This is a genomic window from uncultured Brachyspira sp., from assembly GCF_944390845.1.
Lineage (GTDB): Bacteria > Spirochaetota > Brachyspiria > Brachyspirales > Brachyspiraceae > Brachyspira > Brachyspira pulli.
Window position 1 is genome coordinate 25502 of record NZ_CALXRM010000014.1, and the last position, 23749, is coordinate 49250.

Sequence of the window (23749 nt, forward strand, 5' to 3'; positions counted from 1 at the left end):
TGAGAAACAAAAAATAAAACGAAACAAACACCAACTGAAAAAACGAAAAACTTAAGATCTTTGACAGATATATGAGAGCGTAGATTTTTAGAAAGTTTTTTCCAATATTAAAAAACGGAAATCAGCGATTATAAAAATCTTCACTAGATAAAGAAAACACAATTAGATTGTGTGTCTTAGAGTAGAAACAATTAAGCGGAGCGTTACTAAAGAATTAGATAAGAAACAGCTTTAATTAGCTAAAAAGTCTCATTCAATTTGATGTATTAAACTTAGCTTTGATGTTAGAAATAATAAAGAAGAAAAGGATAATATGGTCAAGTAAGTAAGGGCTTAAGGTGGATGCCTAGGTACTGGAAGGCGATGAAGGTCGTGACAAGCTGCGATAAGCTACGAGGAGAAGCAAATATTCTTTATTACTCGTAGATCACCGAATGGGAAAACCCATAGAAGTAAACCTTCTATATCATATACTGAATTCATAGGTGTATGAGGCGACACCCAGGGAACTGAAACATCTAAGTACCTGGAGGAAAAGTAATCAAAATTGAGATTCCCTAAGTAGTGGCGAGCGAAAGGGGAAGGGCCTAAACCATAATAATGTCAAGTTGTAAGACGTTGTTATTATGGTGTTGTAGGGCGGTAAGTGATGTACTTACATACATCGACTTTGCTTTATATGATAGTAGAACTGTTTTGGAAAAGCAGACCATAGTGGGTGATAGTCCCGTACACGAAATCATATAGACAAGGTTTTATCGTTCCTGAGTAGGGCGGGGCACGTGAAACCCTGTTTGAATCTGGGTAGACCACTATCCAAGGCAAAATACTAACCAGTGACCAATAGTGTAGAGTACCGTGAGGGAAAGGTGAAAAGTCTCCCGTTGAGGGTTATTAAATAGAACCTGAAACCTTAAGCTTACAAGTAGTCAGAGGGTACCCTGCTAGCAATAGTAGATGGCCTGATGGCGTGCCTTTTGTAGAATGAGCCTGCGACTTATAGTACGTAGCAAGATTAAGAGGTAATAGCCTTGTAGTCGTAGTGAAAGCGAGCCTTAATAGGGCGACATTAGTTGCGTGCTATACGACCCGAAGCCAAGTGATCTACCTATGAGCAGTGCGAAACTCGAGTAACATCGAATGGAGGTGCGAACCAGTGGCCGTGAAAAGGCTTTGGATGACTTGTGGGTAGGAGTGAAAGGCTAATCAAACTTGGAGATAGCTGGTTCTCTCCGAAATGTCTTTAGGGGCAGCGTCATGTGTTTACTTGCGGGGGTAGAGCACTAAATGGACTAGGGCTCCTAACCGAGTACCAAACCCAACTAAACTCCGAATACCGTAAGTTCAGAACATGGCAGTTAGACAGCGGCGGATAAGCGTCATTGTCAAAAGGGAAACAGCCCAGATCCTCAGCTAAGGTCCCAAAATCTATGTTAAGTGGGAAAGGATGTGAGAATACTTAAACAGCCAGGAGGTTGGCTTAGAAGCAGCCATTCCTTTAAAGAGTGCGTAACAGCTCACTGGTCGAGTGTTCTTGCGCCGAAAATGTAACGGGGCTCAAACATAGTACCGAAGCTAGGGAATTACATCGTTAAGGTGTGATTGGTAGGAGAGCGTTCTTTAAGCCGTTGAAGGTTCATCGTAAGGTGGGCTGGAGGTATAAGAAGTGAGGATGCAGGCATGAGTAACGAGAAAACGGGTGAGAAACCCGTTCGCCGCAAACCCAAGGTTTCCTAGGTAAAGCTAATCTGCCTAGGGTTAGTCGACCCCTAAGATGAGGCTGAAAAGCGTAGTCGATGGGAAACAGGTAAATATTCCTGTACTATGATATGTTTCGATGGAATGACACAGATTGTTTACGTACGCGTTAGATTGGTAGATAACGTCAAACAGTTTAGACTTGTGATGAGTAAAATGCTTGTTGCTTTAAGGTTGAGGCTGGATAGTGACTGGGCTTTCGGGTTCAGGAAGTTGCGTGAGTTAGGCTGTCGAGAAATAATTTCTAAGGTTAGGCATGTCATAATCGTACCGCAAACCGACACAGGTGGGTGAGATGAGTATTCTAAGGCGCTCGAGATAATCTTCCCTAAGGAACTCTGCAAATTAGTCTTGTAACTTCGGAAAAAGAGACGCTTGAATCTTGGTAGCAATATTGAGAGGAGAGTCGCAGTGAAAAGGCCTGGCCGACTGTTTAACAAAAACACAGATCTCTGCAAACATGTAAATGGATGTATAGGGATTGACACCTGCCCAGTGCTGGAAGGTTAAAAGGAGAGGTTAGCGTAAGCGAAGCTTCGAATTGAAGCCCCAGTAAACGGCGGCCGTAACTATGACGGTCCTAAGGTAGCGAAATTCCTTGTCGGGTAAGTTCCGACCTGCACGAATGGTGTAACGATCCGGGCACTGTCTCGGGGAAGAACTCGGTGAAATTGAATTATCAGTGAAGATGCTGATTACCCGCAACAGGACGGAAAGACCCCGTGAACCTTTACTATAACTTGACATTGAGTTTTGTTTTGTGATGTGTAGAATAGATGGGAGGCTTTGAAGTGGGAGCGCCAGTTCTCATGGAGCCATCTTTGAAATACCATCCTTCGCAAAATGGGATTCTAACGATTAGCCGTTATCCGGCAGTCGGACATTGTCAGGCGGGTAGTTTGACTGGGGCGGTCGCCTCCTAAAGAGTAACGGAGGCGTGCAAAGGTCACCTCAAACCGAATAGAAATCGGTAGTAGAGTATAAAGGCATAAGGTGGCTTGACTGCGAGAGAGACATCTCGAGCAGGTACGAAAGTAGGTCTTAGTGATCCGGTGGTCCCGAGTGGAAGGGCCATCGCTAAACGGACAAAAGGTACTCCGGGGATAACAGGCTTATCTCCCCCAAGAGTTCATATCGACGGGGAGGTTTGGCACCTCGATGTCGGCTCATCGCATCCTGGGGCTGGAGCAGGTCCCAAGGGTTTGGCTGTTCGCCAATTAAAGCGGTACGCGAGCTGGGTTCAGAACGTCGTGAGACAGTTTGGTCCCTATCCGTTGTGGGCGTTGGAAAGTTGAGAAGAGTCATTCTTAGTACGAGAGGACCGGAATGAACACACCGCTGGTGTATCTGTTGTTCTGCCAAGAGCATCGCAGAGTAGCTATGTGCGGACGGGATAACCGCTGAAAGCATCTAAGTGGGAAGCCTCCTTCAAGATTAACTTTCCCTATGAGTTTCGTTGGAGACTACGACGTTGATAGACTGCAAGTGTAAGCAGGGAAGAAATACCTGTTCAGCTGAGCAGCACTAATCAGACCAATGACTTGACCATATTATCGTTTTCTTCTTGAAAATAATAATAGAAAGTAGAATGAGACATCTACGCTCTTATATATCTGGCAAAGAGATTAAAAATTGTTCTTTTAATTTGCTAATATTATTTCGGTGACCATAGAGAAAGTGATACACCCGTTCCCATTCCGAACACGGCAGTTAAGCCTTTCATCGTCGATGGTACTGTAAGGGTAGCTTTACGGGAGAGTAGAACGTTGCCGGGTATATATTATATATTTATCCCAATAGATTTACTTCTATTGGGATTTTTTTTATGTTATTCTTTTTTATTCTTTAAAATTTTCTTTTTATATCAATTTCCAATGCTTTAACTATTATTAATTTATTTGAAATTTTAAGAATTTTATTTTATAGTATTTATTATAAAATATTATATTTATTGAATTAATGAAAAATTAGAGTAGATTTATGAACAATAAAGAAAGAATTATAAAAACTATTAAAATTATAGCTTATTTATTTTCTTATATGATGGTTACTGTAGTTGCTTTCAATTACGGTTATATGTTTTATGCTGTGAAATTTGCTGGGGCTTCTGCTCCTCCTAGTGTTTCTTTTATTTTTGCCGTACCTTTTATTATTGCTATATTAGTATGTGTTGTTTTAATAAAAATTATAAAAAAAAGAATGAAAGATTAATAAAATGACAGTTGAAAAACTATTAAAAATACATAAATTATCTTCTAATCATAAAAAATTATTAATGCAAGAAGACATTTGCGGTTGTTTTTATTGTGTAAGTATTTTTAATCCAAAATTTATAACTGATTGGATAGAAGATGAAAATGATTTAACTGCTATTTGTCCTTATTGCGGCATTGATTCTGTTATACCTAAACATTCTAATTATGAATTAAATAAAGAATTACTAAAAGAAATGAGAGGATATTTTTTCTAAAAATAAACATTTTAATAAAATATGCTTTTAAAAAGGTTTTATATTTTTTAATTTATTCACATTATATTAAATATTACTTTATATAGGTATTATATTTACATTATTATAATATAAATAACTAAATAAAAACAATTTTTGGGGTTTTTGAATTATGGAAAAAGAAAATAAAAAAGTAAATAGAAAAATTATGTCGGCTTCTATAATATCTGTTTCTATATTTACTATTATAATTGCTGTACCTCTAACTTTTATTATTTATAATTTTAAATTAGAAAATGCTTCTTTTCTTCCTAATACTTTTTCTAAATATGCAGTATCTTTTTTAATAGCATTTATAGTTAGCCAGTTAATAACAGCTATCTTTCATAAGCTTATATTACTTGTTTTAACTTTAATTGGGGTACTTCTTATCAAGAAAATAGCAGAAGATGAAGAAAATAAAAGAATATAATATTTAGTTTTGTTATTATGTAATTGTCATATAAATAATCAAAAAAATATTACTTTATTTAAAATAGCAAGTTTTATATCTATACTTTATAATGGTATTTTATTTAAATTGTTATATAATAAATAACTAAATAAAAAGAATTTTGGAGGTTTTGAATAATGGCAAATCCTGTTTTATCAGATAAGGCATTTAATTATGCATCAAATTATGAAAATGAAAACACAATGACTGTTAATGGGGCAATTAACAAGTCAATAATACTTACATTAGTATTAATGCTTTCTGCTATGGTAAGTGTATTTTTTGTTTTAGCTTCTAATCCAGGACTTCTTTATCCTGCTGCTTTAGGTTCATCTATAGCTGCTTTTGTTTTAGCTTTGATAATGACTTTCAAAAAAGAATTATCTAAAGTATTTTCTATACTTTATGCTATACTTGAAGGTGTTGCTATAGGTGCTGTTTCTTATGTTTTTAATGCTGCTTATGACGGTATAGTTGTGCAGGCTGTATTTCTTACATTTTTAGATTTATTTATAATGTTGGTATTATATAGATTTAGAATAATAAGAGTAACTGAGAAATTTAGAAGTGTAATAACTGTATCTACATTGTGTATAGGTCTTGTATATTTAGTTAATTTTATAATGTCATTCTTTGGTGCTAGAATTCCTTTCTTATATGGTTCAAGTCCTTTAAGCATTGGAATAAGCGTTGTAGTAGTTCTTATTGCTTCATTTAATTTACTTTTGGATTTTGACTTTATGGAGAAAGGTGAGCAGTATAATATGCCTAAATATTTTGAATGGTATGCTGCTTTCGGACTTCTTGTTACTTTAGTATGGCTTTATTTAGAGATATTAAAGCTCTTATCTAAAATAAGAAGCAGAGATTAAAAAATTATATAATTAAATAAATTAAAGGCATGCATATTGATTTATGTATGCCTTTTTATTTGCATTATATTTGTAATTTAGGGGTGGGTGGGCGGGGTGAATAGATTAATAAAAAAATTAAATACTTTTATAAATTAATTCAATATGTGTATTTAATTAAACATATCTGTAAGTCTAAAATCCCATGCTATAAATATTAATAAATTGTATATAAATCTTTTTGAAACTTCTTTGTTTTCATTATTTTTAAATTCTATATTTATTTTAATTTTATCCTTATAATCAGCATAATCAGTTTCACCGTTAATTTTTGCTTTTATTATAAAAGTATCTCCATTATCAAGTGTTAAACTATATTCTTTAATTGTTCTATATTCTGTATATAAAGGAAACATTCCATATCTTGTTCCGAATGCTTTGAAAGTACCGTAAGCAATTTCTATATTTTGAAGTTTATCTATTTCATTTTTCAAATTATTTTTATCAATATTTATTATGCTTAATTGATTTATAGTCTGAGACAGTTCATAATCTTGTAATTGTTGCCTCCATTTTCTAATTGTTTCTTCTTCCATTTCAATAGGGCTTGCTAAACTAATAAAACTACTATTATCAATTTTTACTTCTTCATCATTACTATTTGTATAGCTTCCATCGCCTGAATATCTGAATGTAGTTATAAAATTGTTATTCTTGTCATACAAATTCCATATAAGAGACAAGTCAAATTTATTCATTATTGGGTTATCAATAAATACCTCTTTGAAAAAATCATAATCGTATTTATCTCCTGCAATGAGTAATTTATTTAATATATACGAGAATTTTTTTATCATATTGGAAACTTGTTCTCTTATATTTTTTATATTTTGTTTTTTATTTTCATCTAAATTTCTTGGAATAGATTTTAATATTTTATTTTCTTTTATATCGAATATACTTACAGAATAATCATTGTTCAATATTAATTTATAATTTTCATCAAGGATTTTTTCACTGTTTTTGTCAAATCCAATATTTGAATTATATTTTAATTCTAAATTGTAAAAAGGAATTTTTTTATCTTTTGCAATTTCTATTAATATGTCTAAAGCGTTATTTTTTGATGCCATTTTTTTGGCATTATTATATATATTAAATAGTATTTTTATAGTATATTCATTTTCTTTATTTAAAGATAGTATATTAAAAAATAATTTTGATTCGCCGTCTTTTTTGTATATTTCCTCTAATGCTTCATAGCCTCCATATAATCCGTAAATTAATTGTGCTGTTTCTTTATTAGTTTCTCTGTAAATATTTTCAGCAAAGCTTAAAAAACTTTCTTTATCAAGCAAAATTTATAATAGAATCAATTTCAACAATACGATAAATATACTTCTTTAATTCTAAATATTTTAAATATATGTATTTTATTACATTTATATTAACTTCTCTTGATTTATCTTTTATTAATACATTAGCTTCTTTTATAAAATCGACTTTCTTTTCATCTTTTTTATTTAAATTATTTTCAGCATAATTTTCTGCTTCTTCTATACTTTTAAAAATTTGGCAATCCGATAAATCTTTTAATTCATCATAATAAATATTTTCTAATCTCCTTTTGAAAGCTATTATTTTTTTATTTTTACTTTCGGAAGCTATTTTATGAGCTTCTTTCAAATTGTCTTTTATAATATCATTACTGTAATAATAATTATCTAATACATGTAAATATAAAGTCCATTTCAAATTTTTAAAATTTTGAAAGTTATTACAGAATTGAAAAATATTTTCCATAGAATTAACTTGACTAATATCCCAGTTTTCTAAAGAACTGTACTGATTAAAATTATAAGTACCGCCAAACATGTAACTCATATTTTTTACTTTTGAAGTATTCCATTTATCGAGAGGCTGATTAAACTTTGAAGCAAGATAAAACATATATGATGTATCTTTAACATTTGATATATCCCAATCATTTAAAGGCTGATTGAACTCAAAAGATTGTGCAAACATACAATACATGTTTTCAACATTGGATACATTCCAACTATTAAGCGGGTGATTAAATTTACTGCATCCTTCAAACATACAAGTCATATCTTTAACACTCTCAACATTCCAAGATGAAATATCCTGATTAAATTCCATAGCATCATTAAACATATAATTCATAATTTTTACTTTATGAACATTCCAATTATTAATAGGCTGATTGAATTTAATTGCATACCTAAACATATAGCCCATATCTTCTACATTAGATACATTCCAGTTATTTATATTATGATTAAATTTACGTGCAAAAGAAAACATTGAGTTCATACTTACAACATTTGAAGTATCCCAAGTTTCTATACCTGAAAAATCTTCTCTTTCGCTTCCTGAAAATAATCCGCTCATATCTTTAATAAGGCTTGTATCTATATCGCCTAAATAAATGCTTTCATCTTGTACTATTTCGTATAATTCTTTTAAAATTTCTGGTTTGTATTTATGCATATATTTATCCGTAAGTTTGATCTATAATAGTATAGTATATTTATTTAAGAATTTCTATTAACTAAATATTATTTGCTATTCAAATAAATTAATGATGAATTATATATTTTTATTATATGATTTTATAAATGCTTCAAAACCTTATTTTTTATAATAAAATATATAATACAAAAAAGAACTAAAATATTTTTATTTAATATTTGATCAACTTTTAATTTTGTATATTAAATAATTTTTTATATTTAAGTTTAAAAAAATTATTCTAAATCCCGCCCTCTATCCTTATAAATATATTTTTTGTTTTAAGTATTTTGTTTCTTTAAAAAATTATCAAGAAATATAAACACCCACCCAAGATTTTTCTAAATTTGCTGCTTATTCACCGCACGCAGAATGAAATTATATTATTTGAGTTAATTATAATTCTAATTTTTTTATTATTGAAAATAAATCATTAACCGTGCGTTAAAAAGATTGCATTTTTATATTTTTTTGCATGAGTTTCTAATTACTATATTAGGCTGAAGTATGATATTAACATTATCAGTTATTCTTTCATTTATAATATTAAGTATAGAAAGTACAGCATTTTTACCCATTTCATAAGCTTGAGAAGATACAGTAGTTAATCCTATTATTGATGAAAAAGGTATATTGTCATATCCTATTAATGATATGTCATTAGGTATTGAGATATTAAATTCTTCAGTAGCTTTTTTTATACCAAAACACATTACATCGCATGCAGAAAATATAGCAGTATAATCAAGTTTAGATTTTATTATCTCTTTCATTTGCTCATAACTTTCATCAAAATTGAAATTCGCTATTTTATAATATTTGTCATAATTAAAATCTATATTATTGTCATTTAATGCATTAATAAAACCGCTGAATCTTTCTTTTTCTGTGCTTATATCTTTTGGGCCTGCCATATATATAATATTTTTATGGCCTAAATCTATTAAATATTTTGTTGCATTATAAGCTCCAACTTCATTGTCAGAACCCACATAATTTATATTATCTAGTTCTACTTTTCTGTCTAAGAAAATAACTGGCAAATTAGAATTATTCACTATATCATCAAAATATTTAGTACTTCCCACAGATGGTATTATAATATATCCGGATACACCTATATTTGTTATGTCTTTGAAATTTGATATATCTTTATTCTCTTTGAATTGAGAAAGTATTATATGATATCCGTAAAGATTAGCGGTATTTTCTATTCCTTCAATTATATTTGCAAAAAAAGGATTTGTAATATCAGGTATTATCACGGATATAATAGTTTTTGTTTTTATTGTTTTTTTTATATTATACCCATCAGAATTAATAATTTTATTAATCTTATTTTTTATTTTCTCATCTACACTGCTGTTTCCATTTAATACCCTAGAAACAGTAGCAACTGAAACATTTGCCTTTTTTGCTATGTAGCTTAATGTTATTTTCTTATCATTCATAATAAATAAATCATATTAAATTAAAATTTTGTATTACTATAATATATGAAGTTTAATTTGTCAATATTCTATACAAAGTATAGTTTCAGAAAAATTTCAGAAAATTTTCTGAAAAAAATTGACTTCGTATTAAACTTGACTATACTTTATAATTATAAAAAATAAACATAGGATATAAATTATAGTTAACAATAATAAACTCTACTGGGTAGATACAGATGCTGGAGTAGACGATGCTGTTGCTATATTATGGGCATTGAATAATGACTTTAATATAGTTGGATTCAGCACTGTTGCTGGTAATTTAGCTGTGGAATCTACAGTTAGAAATGTGTGTGCTTTATTAGAATATAGTAAGAAGGACATACCAGTATATTATGGAGCTTCTTATGCAACTATAGGGGGCCATATAGATGCTTCACATATACATGGTGTAAATCTAGGACCTATAGTAATAGATAAAGATTATAAAGCAAAAGATCATGTATTTAATGGACTTATTAACTTTTTTGAAAATAGCGATAAGAAATTAAATATTATCACATTAGGACCGCTTACAAATATCAGTACATTTTTAATGCATTTTCCTAAGTATAAAGAAAGAATAGAATGTTTATATATTATGGGCGGCGGTAGTTTTGGTAATATGACAGCTTATGGTGAATTTAATATTTATGCTGATGTTGAAGCTGCTCATTTCGTTTTTAATCAGAATATGAATATAGTTTTAAGCGATTTAGATATTACAGATCATTATGCTTATTTTACAAAAGAAGATATTGATTCCTATTTGAAAGGCAGAAGTTTAGATAATTGGATAGAACAGTTATTAAATTTTAGAATATCAAAAAGTGCTTTACCTCATGCAGCAAGAATATACGATGTTCTTCCTTTTATGTATGTAAAATATCCGGATTATTTTACAACTAATGAAGTATATGTAGATGTTCAATTAAGCGGAAAAATGAGAGGTTTTACTGCTTATGATTATGAGGGAATGAGAATAACAAATTATTTATTTCCAGAAAAAGATATAAAAAAAGTAAAAAGATTATTAACAATCGATAAAAATATTTATATAGATACATTATTAAAAACATTTTTAAGATAAGGATAATATCATGCAATTTACAGGATTTTTAGGTGTTGCTTTATTTTGTTTTATAGGCTTTTTATTTTCTAAAAACAAAAAAGCTATTGATTGGAAATTAGTTATTTGGGGTATAGTTATGCAATTTATTATTGCAGCTATAATATTAGGTAAAGGATTAATAAGCTTAGTACCATTCTTTATATGGATATGGGCTATAGCTTGGTATAATTTAGATGTGTTTATTTTTAGAGCAAAAAATATGAATATAGTTGTCAGTGCAATAGCATCATTAATTCTTACAGCTATTGTTATAGGCATAACATATTTACTTGGCGGCGAAGTATCTTCATTATTGCTTTCAATAGTTTGGTATCTTTTTATAGTTGTTGGAGTAGTGAGAGTTGCTTTGCTTTCTTTTGGTAAAGATATAAAACTATATAAACATTGGTCAAATATTGCTGGATTTTTATTATGCGGTATAATATTTGGTAATTTATTAGCTAATGGAAAAACAGGTTCTGACTTTTTCGGAGTAATAGGAGATGCTATAACTTCATTCTTGAAATTTGCTTCTTTAGGCGGTGAGTTTATATTCGGCAAATTATATACAGGGGCAGTAGGCTGGGTATTTATAATAGATGTTGGTGTTGCTACAATATTCTTTATAGCTTTTGTTGGATTATTAGAAAGTGTTGGATTAATGAATCAAATTATTATAAGTATAGCTAGATTTGTAGATTGGAACATGAGAGGAATGGGTATTAAACCATTAAGCGGTGCTGAAACACTTGTTGCTATTTCTAGTATTCCAATGGGAGGAGATAATTTACTTCTTATAAAAAACTATTTAAGTACTTTAACAAGATCTGAAATATCTCTATCTATATCAGCTATAATGGCTACTATATCAGCTAGCTTGTTTGCTGCATTTGTATCTTTGGGTATTTCTCCAGTGCATTTATTGGCTGCTAGTGCTATGAGTGTTCCTGCTGTTATAGTTGTATCAAAAATATGTTATCCTGAAGTAGATAATCCGGTTACTAGAGGTCAGGATATAGAGGTAGTAAAAGATGTTAACTACGGTAAACCTATGAATGCTATTATGGATAGTATAAGCAATGCAATTCAAACAGTATTGATAATGGCAGGAAGTTTGGTTGTATTTATATCTTTGATAGGTGTATTTGACAGTATACTTGGACGTTTAGATGCTTATGTTGATGGTCAATTATTACATGGCGTAAAAAATATATATGGTGAATATAATGGATTTGTACCTGGAAGTTTAAAAACATTATTGGGATATATATTCTCTCCTTTGGCTTTTGCTATGGGTACTCCAGTTGAAGACATTATAAAAATGGGTTACTTAATGGGTACTAAACTTTCTATTAATGAGTTTGTTGCTTTTACACAGCTTGGTGAATTTATAAAAAGCAATGCTTTAACAGAGAAATCTATTATAATAGCAAGTTTTGCTTTATGCGGATATGCTAACCCTGGCACAGTAGCTATGAATTTAGGTAAGGTATTGCCTTTTTCTGGAAACAACAGAGAGAATTATATTAATTTAGCATTTAAATGTATGTTTATAGGAGCAGCAGCTTCTTGGATGACAGCAGCTATTGCTGGAATAATATCAGGATTAATATAATGTATTATATAATAATGTTTATAGCAACGACTATCTTCGCATCTATTGCTTGGGTAGCCAATTATTCAAAAGATATGGGATGGTCGTTGTTTTTCTTAGCATCTATAAGTTATTTTATAGCTTTTTGTGTATTTGCTTTGCTTTGTATATTAAAGAAAAAGCCTATGTTTGATGCTGGTATGTGGAAAAACGGACTTAAACCTGTTATAATATTATTAGTTGGTAATATGTCATTAAATGTTGCAGTTTCTATGACAACCCCTGAAAAAATAGGTTTCTTAGTTGGTCTTACTGTAATTATTGTACCTATACTAGATTTTTTTATGTATAAAGTAAAGATACCAAAACTTATATACCCAAGTTTAATATTTGCTTTTATAGGTAATTTTATATTAAACTATAATAAAGAAATGAAAATATTTTCTTTTGGTCTTGGAGAATTTTTATCTTTGGCAACTACAGTATGTTATGCCTTATCTATTATATGGATAGGAAGATGTGCCAGATCTTTTGGTTTTGAGTCATTTGGTTTTATACAAAGTTTAGTTAGTTCTATAGGTTATCTTATAGCATCATTGATTACTGGAAGCATTCATTCTATAAGCAATTTGCCTTTATATCCTATATTATTTTATGGATTAGGATCTTATGTATTAGGAAATGCTTGTCAGTTTGTTGCTCAGAAAAATTTATCGCCTATAATTTCAGCATTGATTATGGCAACACAGCCTATAGTTGGAGTTATAATAGGTATATTATTTTTTGATTTTAGTATTACAATGTCTATATGTATATCTGGTTTCTTTTTCTTCGTTGCCAGTGTAATGGGAGTAATTGCCAATAATAAGACATCTAAACAATAAGGAATATAAAAATGAATAAAAATATTTTAGTGATAGGAAGTATAAATAAAGATTTAGTAATAACAACTCCTCGTTTTCCTAAAGAGGGTGAAACTATACTTGGTAATAATTTTTGTACTACTAATGGCGGTAAAGGTGCTAATCAAGCTTGTGCTATAGGTAAGTTGGGCGGAAATGTAAGTATGCTAGGTGCTGTTGGAAATGATAATTTTGGTAAGGATTTATCAGAGGCTTTATCTTCTAATAATGTTAATATAAGTAATTTATTAATAAAGGATAATGTTTCTACAGGCATAGCAGTTATTACAGTTACTAATGACGGAGCTAATCATATTATAGTGGCACAGGGAGCTAATGCTTTGATTACAAAAGATGATATTAAAGAAGATTTGATTTCATCTTTCGATATAATAGTTATGCAATTAGAAATTCCTATAGAAATAGCAAAATATGCTGCATCTGTAGCTAGAAAACTTGGAAAAATTGTAGTGTTGAATCCTTCTCCTGCAATTAAATTAGATAAAGAGTTTTTAAGCAATATTGATATACTTATACCTAATGAAACAGAAATAGATATCATAGGCGGTATAGATTATGTATTTGAATGCGGTGTTAAAAATATAATACTTACTTTAGGTGCTAATGGCTGCGATTTAATAACTAAAGAAGAAAGAAAGCATTTTGACGCTTATAAAGTAGATGTTGTTGATACTACTGCGGCAGGTGATAGTTTTTTAGGCGGTGTTGTCAGAACTATTGCTGAAGGTAAAACTATAGAAGAAGCTATTGAATTTGCTACTAAAGTTTCTAATATAACAGTTACCAGAAAAGGTGCTATAGATTCGATACCTACTTACAATGAAGTTATTGCTAAAAATTGGTAATTTTATAATATAATATTCTCCACAAACAATTAAGAAATCAGGCTTATTTTAGGCCTGATTTTTTCATAAATAATAATTTTTTGACTCCAATGTCATTATCTGTTGACTTATTAAATTTTTTTAATATACTAAAATTTTATATAGAAAGAAGAGATTATTATGAAGAAATATTTATTTATATTATCATTTATGCTTTTGGTGATGTTTTCTGAGAAAGAATGTAAAGGTCCAGATGGAGATAGTAAACCCACACCTTTTAGAAAAGAAAATGCAATAGTTGAATATAAAGTTTTAAATAATGCAGAAAATATTCTTTATAGTGTTATATTGTTTTCTAGTATAACAATACCATCATTATTTTTTATAAATAAAAAGTTTCATAAATAGACTATTAAATTGCGGGGGAGTATTATGATTAATATAGAAGATTTAGTTAATGTTGCTGATGCTAATATAAGTGAAGATGATTGGGAATTATATAAAGTATTCAAACCTATGAAAGTTTTTGGAAAAGAATTATCAACTTTATTTGATATAGGTATTCATAAGTCTTGGAAACTAGAAGATATTATTAATAATTTAAAAGAACATGTAAAAGTATTATCAGATTCAAAAGAAACATTAAAGAATGCTTATGGTGATTTCATGTTTATAGATGTAGATGATGAATGGTACAATAATATTGATATATATAAAATACTAATAAAAATAAATGAAGACGGCAGTATAGAATCCAAGGTGGATTGCGGAGATGATGAAAATACATTCAGTGTGTATTTTAAAGATAATGATATCATAAATATAATGGAATCAAATATAAGATAATTAATTCCATATCATTAAAAGCAATTTATACAATATTGGAAGAAGCACAACAGTTAAAGCTCCAGCAACACCTATAGCAAGACCAGACATAGCTCCTTCAGTTTCTCCCATTTCTATTGCTTTGCTTGTACCAACAGCATGTGAAGAAGTACCTATAGCAAGACCAATTGCAAGAGGAGATTTTATTCTAAATAATTTGCATACAAAAGGGGGTACTATTGCACCTACAACTCCAGATATTATAACAGATAAAACAGTTATAGATTTCATTCCTCCCATATTGGCAGTGATATCAACAGCAATTGCTGTAGTAACGGATTTAGTCAATAGGGAAGGGAATAAAGCTTCAGATATTCCAAATAGTTTTGCAGATATAAATATACCGGTTATTCCTATTGTGCTTCCAATAGCTATACTTATCAATATAACGGCAAGATTAGCTTTAAGTATAGGAAGGTTTCTATATATAGGCAAAGCCAAAACAACAGTTGCAGGCCCTACCATAGCATTGATAAATTTTCCGCCGCTTTCATTGTAAACACTGTAAGGTACTTGCATAAAATATAAAGAAAAACCAACCAATATAACGCTTGTTACCAATGGAGTTAATATAGGTAATTTAGTTTTTATATATATTGTATATGCTATTATATAAGCTATTAAAGTTATTACTATTGGTATTATAGGGTTTTGTATAAATAATTCTTTCATATTAAATCCTTATTATTGTTATGTTCGCCTCAGCCTAAAGGTTTGACTTAATAAATTAAGTCAAAGGCTTCGGCTCACTGTTTTTATTGTTATGCTCAACAAATCCAAATAGTTCCGGGTAATTTCATTACTCGGCGGCTTTGTCTCACTTTTTTATTGTTTGTTCGCCCACAGAAGGTTACTACTTGGTCGTCAAATAGTACAAAGTAATTTCATTGCTTGCCGTCTTTACTTATTGTTATTTATTTTTTCTATATATAATTGTATTACTTAATACTTCAAAGCAATTTAATTACTTGTAGGTTGATTGATTATTTTTTACCATTATGTTTTTTATTGTTTATAAACTTTCTTAAAATTAATTATTTTCTTAATTTTGAAAATAATTTTTCAAAAAGCTGTGCAGATAATCCTGTTGATGCCATAATTACTATTACCATAAAAACACATATTATAACAAAAGGTATAATTTCATCTTTAACGTATTTGTATTCGTCCATTATAGCTAATGTTCCCGGTATAAATAATAATGACATATTAGCTATTAATATATCACTAGCTTCATTTATATGACTTTCTTTTATTATTCCTAATAACAGAAGTACGAATAATAATATCATGCCTATTACATTTCCAGGTATTGGAAGTTTCAATAATTTACTTAATATATCAGCCACAGAATATACAGCGAATATGATTGTGAATTGTTTTATGAGTTTCATTTTTCATTCCATTAATTGTATATAGTCAATTATTTTTTATAAAATTTTTTGTATAAATTATATATATTTAAACATTATTTTCAATAGTAAAGTACTGTAAAAAATAATGTTTAAATATAAAAATATTATATTTCTTGTTGACATAAAATTTTTTTCGTAGTATAATAGAATACCTTGTAAATTATAGGTCATCTAAATTTGTTTAACTTAAATTTAAGGAGCAAAAAATGGCAGGTGCTAAAGTAAAAACTGAGCAAATACATCTTCAATGTACAGAATGTAAAAGAAAAAATTATATAACAACTAAAAATAAACAAAATGTTCCAGAAAAATTAGAATTAAAAAAATATTGTCCTCATGATAAAAAACACACAATTCATAAGGAATTAAAAGTATCTAGATAAATACTTATTTTTTAATAAGATGTTTATAAATTTGGGTCAGTAGTTCAATTGGCAGAGCATCGGTCTCCAAAACCGAGTGTTGCAGGTTCGACTCCTGTCTGACCTGATTATTTTTCTTATAAGATTAAGATAATACAGTTTAAGGTAGCTTTATGGCAGATAAAAAGAAAAACAGTTTTTTTGCTTCTTTGCAAGAGATAAAAAAAGAGCTTTTTGAAAGAAGTGTATGGCCTACAAGACAAGATGTTATGAATCAAACAGTTGTCGTTATAGTTTTGCTCATATTAGCTTCAGCTTTTTTAGGTGCGGCAGATTATATTGTAACATTCGTTGTAAGGGCTTTATTAGATGGTTCTATTTTGGGTAGCTTAATATCTTCTAAGATTACATTAGTTTTAGTATTGGCTGTAGTTGTTTTATTTGTTGTGTATTTTGCTATTCGTTATATGAGAAAAAATAGATATAATAGGTGATTAAAATATGTCTGAAGAAATGGCTGATATAAAAGATTATAGATGGTATATAGTTCATACTCAGCATGGTTATGAAAATAAAGTTCGTGAGCGTATAGAGAAAAGAGCTAAAGAAAATGGAATGACTGATTTAATAGTCGATATATATATACCTTCAGAAACAGTTACTTCTACAAAAAATGGTAAAAAAGTATCTAAGGAAGAATTCTTTTATCCTGGATATGTTTTAGTAAAAATGATTATGACAGATGCTACTCAGGCTATGGTTAGAAGAACACCTGGAGTGGCTGGTTTTATTGGTAGTCATGCTACAACAAAAGAAGAAGGTAATATAGTTCCTACTCCTTTAAGTGAAAGTGATGTTGCTCGTATATTTGAAAACAGAGATGAGAAATCTAAGACTGAGATAAATGAAATTATAGGAATGGAATTTGATATCGGTGAGAAGGTTCAAGTAATAGACGGACCTTTCAACGGTTTAAATGGTGTTATAGAAAATATTAATTCTGATAAAGGTAAAGTAACTGTAAAAATAGAAATATTTGGAAGAAGTACTCCTACAGAATTAGAGTTTAACAAAGTAAAGAAACTATAAGATAAAGATTATAAATTTATAAAATAAATAATTAAGAGGTAGTAAAAATGGCTAAAAGAGTAGTTGGTATTGTAAAGGTTCGCATACCAGGCGGAGAGGCAACACCTGCTCCACCATTAGGACCAGCATTAGGACAGAAGCAGATACAAATAGCAGCTTTCGTTAAAGATTTTAATGCTAAAACTTCTAAAATGAAAGGGCAAATATTAAATACTTATATAACAGTGTATGAAGATAAAACTTATACATTCGTTACAAAAGGTACATCTACTTCTACATTAATCAAGAAAAAATTAGGTATTGAGAAAGGTTCTGGAGAGCCTAACAAAACTAAAGTTGCTACAATTAATCAAAAGCAATTAGAAGAAATAGCTCAAGAGAAAATGGCTTATATGTCAGCTAATGATATAGAAGCAGCAAAAAAAATAGTTGCGGGTACTGCTCGTGCTATGGGTATTAAAGTAGAATAATATATATTTTAAGAAGCATACCATTTATTAGTAAATAAATGGAAGTAAACGTTTGAAAAAAGGAAGAAAATAAGATGGCTACAAAAGGAAAAAAAATAGGTGGCAAACGTTACGACGCTATACGTAAACAAGTAGAGAAATTAAAACTCTATTCAGTAGAAGAAGCTATTGAATTAGCTAAGAAAAACGCTACCTGTAAATTCGATGAAACTATTGAGGTTACAATTAACCTTAATATATTACCAAAACACTCAATAAGAGATACTTTATCTTTCCCAAATGCTTTTGGTAAAGAAAAAAGAGTTGTAGTATTTGCACAAGGTGAGAAAGCTGATGAAGCTAAAGCAGCTGGTGCTATGGAAGTTGGTTATTTAGATTTAATAGATAAAGTTAAAGGCGGATATACTGACTTTGATGTTGCTATTGCTACGCCAGATTTAATGAAAGAAGTAGGTAAATTAGGACAAATTCTTGGTAGAAAAGGTCTTATGCCTAACCCAAAAACTGGAACAGTTACTCTTGATATAGCTCAAGCAGTAAAAAGTTTCAAAGCTGGAAGAATGGAATACAGAGCTGATAAAAACGGTATAGTTAGAATGGGTGTAGGTAAAGCTTCTATGACTTTAGAGCAATTAAATGAAAACTTTAAAGCATTCTATGATGAAATTTTAAGAAAAAAACCTACAGATTTAAAAGGTGAATATATTAAAGCAGTAGGTGTTACATCTACAATGGGTGTAGGTATAAAAATAGATCATAAAAAAATCAAAATGTAATTAGTTTAGTGATAAACCTATTTTATTTAGCGAAGTCGTATTTTGTGATCCCATTATATGAATAGTAATAATAAGATGGTTTAATATAATAGAGGTGGTAGTATGCCTAATAAGAAAAACATTGAAACAGTATCATTTCTTAAAGAAAATATTGGAGGATGTGCCGGCTTAGTATTCTTTGATTACAGAGGAGTATCAGTAGCACAACTTACAGATTTAAGACGTGAATTAGCTAAGACTTCTTCTTCAATGAAAATATGTAAAAACTCTTTAGTTGATATTGCTTTAAAAGAGTTAGGCAGAGAAGTAAAAGATGAAATGTTCGTTAATCCTACAGCAGTAGTATTTGCTAAGGAAGACGTTCCAGGTGCTGCTAAAGTAATAAGCGAAGCATCTAAGAAAAATGATAAGATAAAAATCAAAGGTGGTTACATGGGTGAAGATTTACTTGACCCAGCACAAGTACAAGTAGTTGCTAATATTCCACCAAAAGAAGTTTTACTATCTCATCTTGTTACAGCACTCGAAGCTCCTATATCTGGTTTTGCAAACAGCTTGCAAAGCGTTATATCAGAGCTTGCTTATGTGCTTGACAGTGTTGAAGAAGAAAAGAAAAAATCAGCATAATATGTTGATAATTATTAATTAATAAAAATAAAGAAAATTATTAAACAATTTTAAGGAGATAAACCATGGCTTTAACAAAAGAAGAAATATTACAAGCAATAAAAGAAATGAAAGTTATTGAACTTCATGAATTAGTAGAAGCTATCAAAGAAGAATTTAACGTAACAGCAGCTATGCCAGTTGCAGCAGTAGCAGCAGCTCCAGCAGCAGGCGGTGCAGCTCCAGCTGAAGAAGAAAAAACAGAATTCGATATCATTCTTACAGGTTTTGAAGCTGACAAGAAAATTGCTCTTATTAAAGAAGTTAGAGCTGTTAGCGGTTTAGGTTTGAAAGAAGCTAAAGACGCTGTAGAAAAAGGCGGAGAAACAATTAAATCTGGCGTTTCTAAAGACGAAGCAGCTGCAATCAAAAAACAATTAGAAGCTGCTGGTGGTAAAGTTGAAGTTAAATAATTATTTTTGTAAATATATCATTAACATTTAATGATTCATATAGTAAGAAGGGTATAACGCTTTTGTACCCTTCTTATTAGTGTATTAAGTCAAATCAATATAATCAAAAAGCGTTTTAATTTGGAGATCTTTTAATATGGCCAATAATATTCAGATAGATAATAAAGTATATCCAGAACGAGGGGTGGAGTTCGCAAAAAAATATAGGATAGAAAATGGACGTGTAAACTTTTCACGTTCTGCTTCAGTAATAGAACCTCCTGATCTCCTTGCTATACAGAAAGAGTCTTATGAAAGTTTCCTTCAAAAGGATGTACCTGAACATAAAAGAAAAAATGAAGGATTGCAAGAAGTATTGACTTCAATATTCCCTATAGTAGCATCAAATGAAAAAATGCAAATAGAATTTATTTCTTATTCTATAGGCGACCCTAAAATATCGGAAAAAGAAGCTAGAAGAAGAGATAAAACTTATGCTTATCCTTTTAAAATAAAAGTACAATTAACAGTAAGAGATCCAGAAAGAATAATAGAACAAGAAATTTTTGTTGGTGATATACCTGCTATGACAGACAGAGGCACATTTATTATCAATGGTGCTGAACGTGTTGTAGTTTCTCAGATTCATAGATCCCCAGGTGTTGTTTTTAATAGAAGTGATAGAGAAGCCATGTTTGTGGCTAAAATTATTCCAGACAGAGGTACTTGGTTGGAATTTGAGCTTGATACCAAAAAAGATATAATGTATGTTAGAATTGACAGAAAGAAAAAACTTCCTGTTACAGTATTTTTAAGAGCTATTGGTATCACAACTAATGAAGAAATTTTAAAATTATTTTATGAAATAGATAATATATCATTAGAAAAACTTTCAGACGAAGAGAAAAAAGAAGCTTTAATAGGCAGACGTTCTTATTCAACAGTATTTGATACAGAAAACCCTGACGAAATCATATTAAACCCAGGCGAACTTATCAATACAAACCTTGCTGAAAGACTTTTAATGAGCGGAATTAAAGAGATATCAGTATTAAATATGGATGCAATAAAAGACAATGCTACCATAATTAATACTTTAGATAAAGATACTACAAAGAACCAAGAAGAAGCATGTACAAAAATTTATAATGTTATAAGACCAGGAGAACCTGCTTTAATAGAAAACGTTGTAAAAACTTGTAATGATTTAGTATTCGATCCTAAATTATATGCTTTAGGTGATGTAGGACGTTATAAAATCAATAAAAGATTGAATTTCCCAGAAAGCGAACAAGACAAAGTCTTAAGACATAAAGATATAGTAGAAACAATTCGTTTCTTAATCAAAGTATTTATTAACGAAGAACAATTAGACGATATTGACCACTTAGGTAACAGACGCGTAAGAAGCGTTGGTGAATTATTAGCTATACAAATAAAAGCTGGTTTCACTAGAATGGAACGTATAGCTAAAGAAAGAATGCAAATGCAGGATATGGAGGCAGTAACTCCTCAATCACTTGTAAGCATTAAACTTATACAAGCAGTAATAAAAGAATTCTATGGTACAAGCCAATTATCTCAGTTCATGGATCAAAACAATCCATTATCTGAAATTACACATAAAAGAAGATTAAACGCTTTAGGTCCTGGAGGTCTTACAAGAGATAGAGCAGGATTTGAAGTAAGAGACGTACACCATACTCACTATGGTAAAATATGTCCTATTGAAACTCCTGAAGGTCCAAACATCGGACTTATAGTTTCATTAGCTACTTATGCTAAAATTAATAAACATGGTTTCTTAGAGACTCCTTATAGAAAAGTTATTGACGGCAGAGTAACAGATGAAATAGAATATTTGACAGCTCATGATGAGGAAAGATACCACATTGCTGATGCTAACGCTCCTATAAATGAGGACGGTACATTTAAGGAAAACTTAATATCAACAAGATATAGAAGTGAATTCCCATATTCTTCACCAGATCAGGTTCAGTATATGGACGTTTCACCTCAGCAGATAGTTTCACTTTCAAGTTCATTGATCCCATTCTTAGAGCATGATGACGCTAACAGAGCATTGATGGGTTCAAACATGCAACGTCAAAGTGTACCTTTATTGTATCCAGAAGCTCCTATAGTAGGAACAGGTGTAGAGGCAAAAATTTGTCAGCCTGGAACTGGTATAGCAGTACATGCAAAAAGAGCTGGTAAAGTTATTAAAGTTGTTCATGATGAAATAAGAGTAAAACCTACAAAACCAAACAGCGATAATGATGTAGATGTTTATGAATTAGTAAAATATCAAAGAACTAACCAAGATACAAACTACCATCAAAGGCCAGTTGTTAATGTAGGTGATGTAGTTAAAGTTGGCGGACTTTTAGCTGACGGACCTGCTACAGATCATGGTGAATTAGCATTAGGAAGAAACGTACTCGCAGCATTTATGATTTTTGAAGGTTATAACTTCGAGGACGCTATTCTTTTAAGCAGGAGATTAGTTCAGGAAGATGTATTTACTTCCATACATATAGAAGAGTTTTCAACAGAAGCTCGCGAAACAAAATTAGACAGAGAAAATATTACTAGAGATATACCTAACGTTTCAGAGGCAGCTTTCAAAAACTTAGATGAAAGAGGTATTGTAAGAATAGGTGCTAAAGTAAAAGCTGGTGATATATTAGTTGGTAAAGTAACTCCAAAAGGAGAAACAGAAATAACACCAGAATATAGACTTCTTCACTCAATATTTGGTGAGAAGGCAAGAGATGTAAAAGATACTTCTTTAAGAGTACCACATGGTAAAGACGGTACAGTTATAGATGTAAGAGTTTACAGCAGGGAAAATGGAGATGAATTAAAGCCTGGAGTAGAGGAAGTAGTAAAAGTATTCCTTGCTAAAAAACGTATAATACAGGAAGGCGACAAAATGGCTGGTCGTCACGGTAACAAAGGGGTTGTTGCTAGAATAATGCCTATAGAGGATATGCCATTCTTAGAAGATGGTACTCCAGTAGATATATGTCTTAACCCATTAGGTGTACCTTCACGTATGAACATTGGTCAGGTAATTGAGATGTTACTCGGTTGGTCTGGTCATAAAATGGGATTAAAATATGCTTGTCCAGTATTCGAGGGCCCTAAAGAAGAAGCTTTGAGAGAAGCATTTGAATTTAGCGGTATGAATACTAATGGTAAAGTTAGACTTTATGACGGAAGAACAGGCGAACCATTTAAGAATGATGTTGCTGTTGGATACATGTATATGCTTAAACTTAATCACTTGGTTGAAGATAAAGTACATGCTAGAAGTACAGGACCTTACTCACTTGTTACTCAGCAGCCTTTGGGAGGTAAATCTCAATTCGGAGGTCAGCGTTTAGGAGAGATGGAAGTTTGGGCATTAGAGGCTTATGGAGCTGCTAATATGCTTCAAGAGTTCTTAACTGTTAAATCAGATGATATGACAGGACGTGCTAGAATATATGAATCTATAGTTAAAGGTGATGTTATATCTTCTCCAGGTATACCAGAAAGCTTTAACGTATTAGTTCAAGAGCTTAGAGGTTTGGGTCTTAATATTACTATTCATGATGAAGAAGGCAATCAGCTTCCTTCTACTGAAAAAGAACTTAGACAAAAAACTAAAAAGAAAACACAGATTTTTAAATAATTAGGAGA

General features: G+C 30.5%; 21 protein-coding genes, 1 tRNA gene, 2 rRNA genes and 1 pseudogene. 21 read left to right on the forward strand and 4 right to left on the reverse strand.

Features of this window, described 5'->3' with window-relative positions:
* Nucleotides 1–315 precede the first annotated feature (315 nt).
* The 6 genes from Q0K52_RS04530 (at nucleotide 316) to Q0K52_RS04555 (ending at nucleotide 5572) form a co-directional block, all read left to right on the forward strand.
* Nucleotides 316–3307: ribosomal RNA gene (locus tag Q0K52_RS04530) — 23S ribosomal RNA — on the forward strand.
* 109 nt (nucleotides 3308–3416) lie between these two features.
* A 5S ribosomal RNA gene (rrf, locus tag Q0K52_RS04535) occupies nucleotides 3417–3533 on the forward strand.
* 205 nt (nucleotides 3534–3738) lie between these two features.
* Nucleotides 3739–3969, forward strand: a complete 231-nt coding sequence (locus Q0K52_RS04540) for a hypothetical protein (RefSeq protein ID WP_297296921.1) — start codon at nucleotides 3739–3741, stop codon at nucleotides 3967–3969.
* A 4-nt stretch (nucleotides 3970–3973) separates the two neighbouring features.
* Entirely contained in the window at nucleotides 3974–4228 is a 255-nt protein-coding gene (locus Q0K52_RS04545; RefSeq protein ID WP_297296923.1) for a cytoplasmic protein, read from the forward strand.
* Between the two features lie 151 nt (nucleotides 4229–4379).
* Nucleotides 4380–4679, forward strand: coding sequence for a hypothetical protein (locus tag Q0K52_RS04550; protein ID WP_297296925.1), 300 nt, complete (start codon nucleotides 4380–4382; stop codon nucleotides 4677–4679).
* Between the two features lie 158 nt (nucleotides 4680–4837).
* Nucleotides 4838–5572 carry a Bax inhibitor-1/YccA family protein gene (locus Q0K52_RS04555; protein WP_297296927.1) on the forward strand — a complete coding sequence of 245 codons (735 nt, stop codon included), beginning with the start codon at nucleotides 4838–4840 and terminating at the stop codon, nucleotides 5570–5572.
* Between the two features lie 152 nt (nucleotides 5573–5724).
* Here Q0K52_RS04555 and Q0K52_RS04560 read toward each other — a convergent pair.
* Both Q0K52_RS04560 and Q0K52_RS04565 read right to left on the reverse strand, forming a co-directional pair.
* A pseudogene (locus Q0K52_RS04560) lies at nucleotides 5725–8062 on the reverse strand (BspA family leucine-rich repeat surface protein).
* Nucleotides 8063–8544: 482 nt separating this feature from the next.
* A complete protein-coding gene (locus tag Q0K52_RS04565) occupies nucleotides 8545–9534 on the reverse strand; it encodes a LacI family DNA-binding transcriptional regulator (RefSeq protein WP_297296929.1) in 990 nt (329 codons plus the stop codon).
* A 181-nt stretch (nucleotides 9535–9715) separates the two neighbouring features.
* On the opposite strand from Q0K52_RS04565, the gene Q0K52_RS04570 reads away from it, so the two are divergent.
* From Q0K52_RS04570 to Q0K52_RS04595, 6 genes are all read left to right on the forward strand, one after another.
* Nucleotides 9716–10645: a nucleoside hydrolase gene (locus Q0K52_RS04570; RefSeq protein WP_297296970.1), complete on the forward strand. Its 930-nt coding sequence runs from the start codon at nucleotides 9716–9718 to the stop codon at nucleotides 10643–10645.
* A 10-nt stretch (nucleotides 10646–10655) separates the two neighbouring features.
* Complete coding sequence (locus tag Q0K52_RS04575; protein ID WP_297296931.1) at nucleotides 10656–12281, forward strand: nucleoside transporter C-terminal domain-containing protein; 1626 nt, start codon at nucleotides 10656–10658, stop codon at nucleotides 12279–12281.
* Nucleotides 12281–13144, forward strand: coding sequence for a DMT family transporter (locus Q0K52_RS04580; RefSeq protein ID WP_297296933.1), 864 nt, complete (start codon nucleotides 12281–12283; stop codon nucleotides 13142–13144). The genes Q0K52_RS04575 and Q0K52_RS04580 overlap by 1 nt, the downstream gene beginning before the upstream one ends.
* An 11-nt stretch (nucleotides 13145–13155) precedes the next feature.
* Nucleotides 13156–14028 carry a ribokinase gene (gene rbsK / locus Q0K52_RS04585; RefSeq protein WP_297296935.1) on the forward strand — a complete coding sequence of 291 codons (873 nt, stop codon included), beginning with the start codon at nucleotides 13156–13158 and terminating at the stop codon, nucleotides 14026–14028.
* 159 nt (nucleotides 14029–14187) lie between these two features.
* On the forward strand, nucleotides 14188–14415 hold the full coding sequence (locus Q0K52_RS04590; RefSeq protein ID WP_297296937.1) for a hypothetical protein: 228 nt from the start codon (nucleotides 14188–14190) through the stop codon (nucleotides 14413–14415).
* Nucleotides 14416–14439: 24 nt separating this feature from the next.
* Entirely contained in the window at nucleotides 14440–14853 is a 414-nt protein-coding gene (locus tag Q0K52_RS04595) for a hypothetical protein (protein WP_297296939.1), read from the forward strand.
* Here Q0K52_RS04595 and Q0K52_RS04600 read toward each other — a convergent pair whose 3' ends face one another.
* The gene (locus Q0K52_RS04600) at nucleotides 14854–15564 is read right to left on the reverse strand and encodes an LrgB family protein (RefSeq protein WP_297296941.1); all 711 of its coding nucleotides are present in this window, start codon (nucleotides 15562–15564) and stop codon (nucleotides 14854–14856) included.
* Between the two features lie 362 nt (nucleotides 15565–15926).
* Nucleotides 15927–16286 carry a CidA/LrgA family protein gene (locus Q0K52_RS04605; RefSeq protein ID WP_297296943.1) on the reverse strand — a complete coding sequence of 120 codons (360 nt, stop codon included), beginning with the start codon at nucleotides 16284–16286 and terminating at the stop codon, nucleotides 15927–15929.
* Nucleotides 16287–16513: 227 nt separating this feature from the next.
* Here Q0K52_RS04605 and rpmG point away from each other — a divergent pair, with 227 nt between their 5' ends.
* The 9 genes from rpmG to rpoB all read left to right on the forward strand — a co-directional run bounded on the left by rpmG (nucleotide 16514) and on the right by rpoB (nucleotide 23741).
* On the forward strand, nucleotides 16514–16690 hold the full coding sequence (rpmG, locus tag Q0K52_RS04610; RefSeq protein WP_008723772.1) for a 50S ribosomal protein L33: 177 nt from the start codon (nucleotides 16514–16516) through the stop codon (nucleotides 16688–16690).
* A 33-nt stretch (nucleotides 16691–16723) separates the two neighbouring features.
* Nucleotides 16724–16796, forward strand: a tRNA-Trp gene (locus tag Q0K52_RS04615).
* 46 nt (nucleotides 16797–16842) lie between these two features.
* Nucleotides 16843–17163, forward strand: a complete 321-nt coding sequence (gene secE / locus Q0K52_RS04620) for a preprotein translocase subunit SecE (RefSeq protein ID WP_297296945.1) — start codon at nucleotides 16843–16845, stop codon at nucleotides 17161–17163.
* 7 nt (nucleotides 17164–17170) lie between these two features.
* A complete protein-coding gene (gene nusG / locus Q0K52_RS04625) occupies nucleotides 17171–17758 on the forward strand; it encodes a transcription termination/antitermination protein NusG (RefSeq protein WP_297296947.1) in 588 nt (195 codons plus the stop codon).
* A gap of 47 nt (nucleotides 17759–17805) precedes the next feature.
* Nucleotides 17806–18228 (forward strand): 50S ribosomal protein L11, encoded by a 423-nt coding sequence (gene rplK, locus Q0K52_RS04630; protein WP_020004949.1) that lies wholly within the window; start codon nucleotides 17806–17808, stop codon nucleotides 18226–18228.
* Between the two features lie 74 nt (nucleotides 18229–18302).
* On the forward strand, nucleotides 18303–19004 hold the full coding sequence (gene rplA / locus Q0K52_RS04635; protein WP_297296952.1) for a 50S ribosomal protein L1: 702 nt from the start codon (nucleotides 18303–18305) through the stop codon (nucleotides 19002–19004).
* A gap of 102 nt (nucleotides 19005–19106) precedes the next feature.
* Nucleotides 19107–19631, forward strand: a complete 525-nt coding sequence (rplJ, locus tag Q0K52_RS04640; RefSeq protein ID WP_297296954.1) for a 50S ribosomal protein L10 — start codon at nucleotides 19107–19109, stop codon at nucleotides 19629–19631.
* Between the two features lie 65 nt (nucleotides 19632–19696).
* Nucleotides 19697–20083 carry a 50S ribosomal protein L7/L12 gene (gene rplL / locus Q0K52_RS04645; RefSeq protein WP_297296956.1) on the forward strand — a complete coding sequence of 129 codons (387 nt, stop codon included), beginning with the start codon at nucleotides 19697–19699 and terminating at the stop codon, nucleotides 20081–20083.
* A 136-nt stretch (nucleotides 20084–20219) separates the two neighbouring features.
* On the forward strand, nucleotides 20220–23741 hold the full coding sequence (gene rpoB, locus Q0K52_RS04650) for a DNA-directed RNA polymerase subunit beta (protein ID WP_297296958.1): 3522 nt from the start codon (nucleotides 20220–20222) through the stop codon (nucleotides 23739–23741).
* The last annotated feature ends 8 nt before the right edge of the window (nucleotides 23742–23749 follow it).

Coding starts and splice junctions, on each gene's coding strand:
- Q0K52_RS04540 (WP_297296921.1), top strand. CDS start 3,739: ATGAACAATAAAGAAAGAATTATAAAAACTATTAAAATTATAGCTTAT.
- Q0K52_RS04545 (WP_297296923.1), top strand. CDS start 3,974: ATGACAGTTGAAAAACTATTAAAAATACATAAATTATCTTCTAATCAT.
- Q0K52_RS04550 (WP_297296925.1), top strand. CDS start 4,380: ATGGAAAAAGAAAATAAAAAAGTAAATAGAAAAATTATGTCGGCTTCT.
- Q0K52_RS04555 (WP_297296927.1), top strand. CDS start 4,838: ATGGCAAATCCTGTTTTATCAGATAAGGCATTTAATTATGCATCAAAT.
- Q0K52_RS04565 (WP_297296929.1), bottom strand. CDS start 9,534: ATGAATGATAAGAAAATAACATTAAGCTACATAGCAAAAAAGGCAAAT.
- Q0K52_RS04575 (WP_297296931.1), top strand. CDS start 10,656: ATGCAATTTACAGGATTTTTAGGTGTTGCTTTATTTTGTTTTATAGGC.
- Q0K52_RS04580 (WP_297296933.1), top strand. CDS start 12,281: ATGTATTATATAATAATGTTTATAGCAACGACTATCTTCGCATCTATT.
- rbsK (WP_297296935.1), top strand. CDS start 13,156: ATGAATAAAAATATTTTAGTGATAGGAAGTATAAATAAAGATTTAGTA.
- Q0K52_RS04590 (WP_297296937.1), top strand. CDS start 14,188: ATGAAGAAATATTTATTTATATTATCATTTATGCTTTTGGTGATGTTT.
- Q0K52_RS04595 (WP_297296939.1), top strand. CDS start 14,440: ATGATTAATATAGAAGATTTAGTTAATGTTGCTGATGCTAATATAAGT.
- Q0K52_RS04600 (WP_297296941.1), bottom strand. CDS start 15,564: ATGAAAGAATTATTTATACAAAACCCTATAATACCAATAGTAATAACT.
- Q0K52_RS04605 (WP_297296943.1), bottom strand. CDS start 16,286: ATGAAACTCATAAAACAATTCACAATCATATTCGCTGTATATTCTGTG.
- rpmG (WP_008723772.1), top strand. CDS start 16,514: ATGGCAGGTGCTAAAGTAAAAACTGAGCAAATACATCTTCAATGTACA.
- secE (WP_297296945.1), top strand. CDS start 16,843: ATGGCAGATAAAAAGAAAAACAGTTTTTTTGCTTCTTTGCAAGAGATA.
- nusG (WP_297296947.1), top strand. CDS start 17,171: ATGTCTGAAGAAATGGCTGATATAAAAGATTATAGATGGTATATAGTT.
- rplK (WP_020004949.1), top strand. CDS start 17,806: ATGGCTAAAAGAGTAGTTGGTATTGTAAAGGTTCGCATACCAGGCGGA.
- rplA (WP_297296952.1), top strand. CDS start 18,303: ATGGCTACAAAAGGAAAAAAAATAGGTGGCAAACGTTACGACGCTATA.
- rplJ (WP_297296954.1), top strand. CDS start 19,107: ATGCCTAATAAGAAAAACATTGAAACAGTATCATTTCTTAAAGAAAAT.
- rplL (WP_297296956.1), top strand. CDS start 19,697: ATGGCTTTAACAAAAGAAGAAATATTACAAGCAATAAAAGAAATGAAA.
- rpoB (WP_297296958.1), top strand. CDS start 20,220: ATGGCCAATAATATTCAGATAGATAATAAAGTATATCCAGAACGAGGG.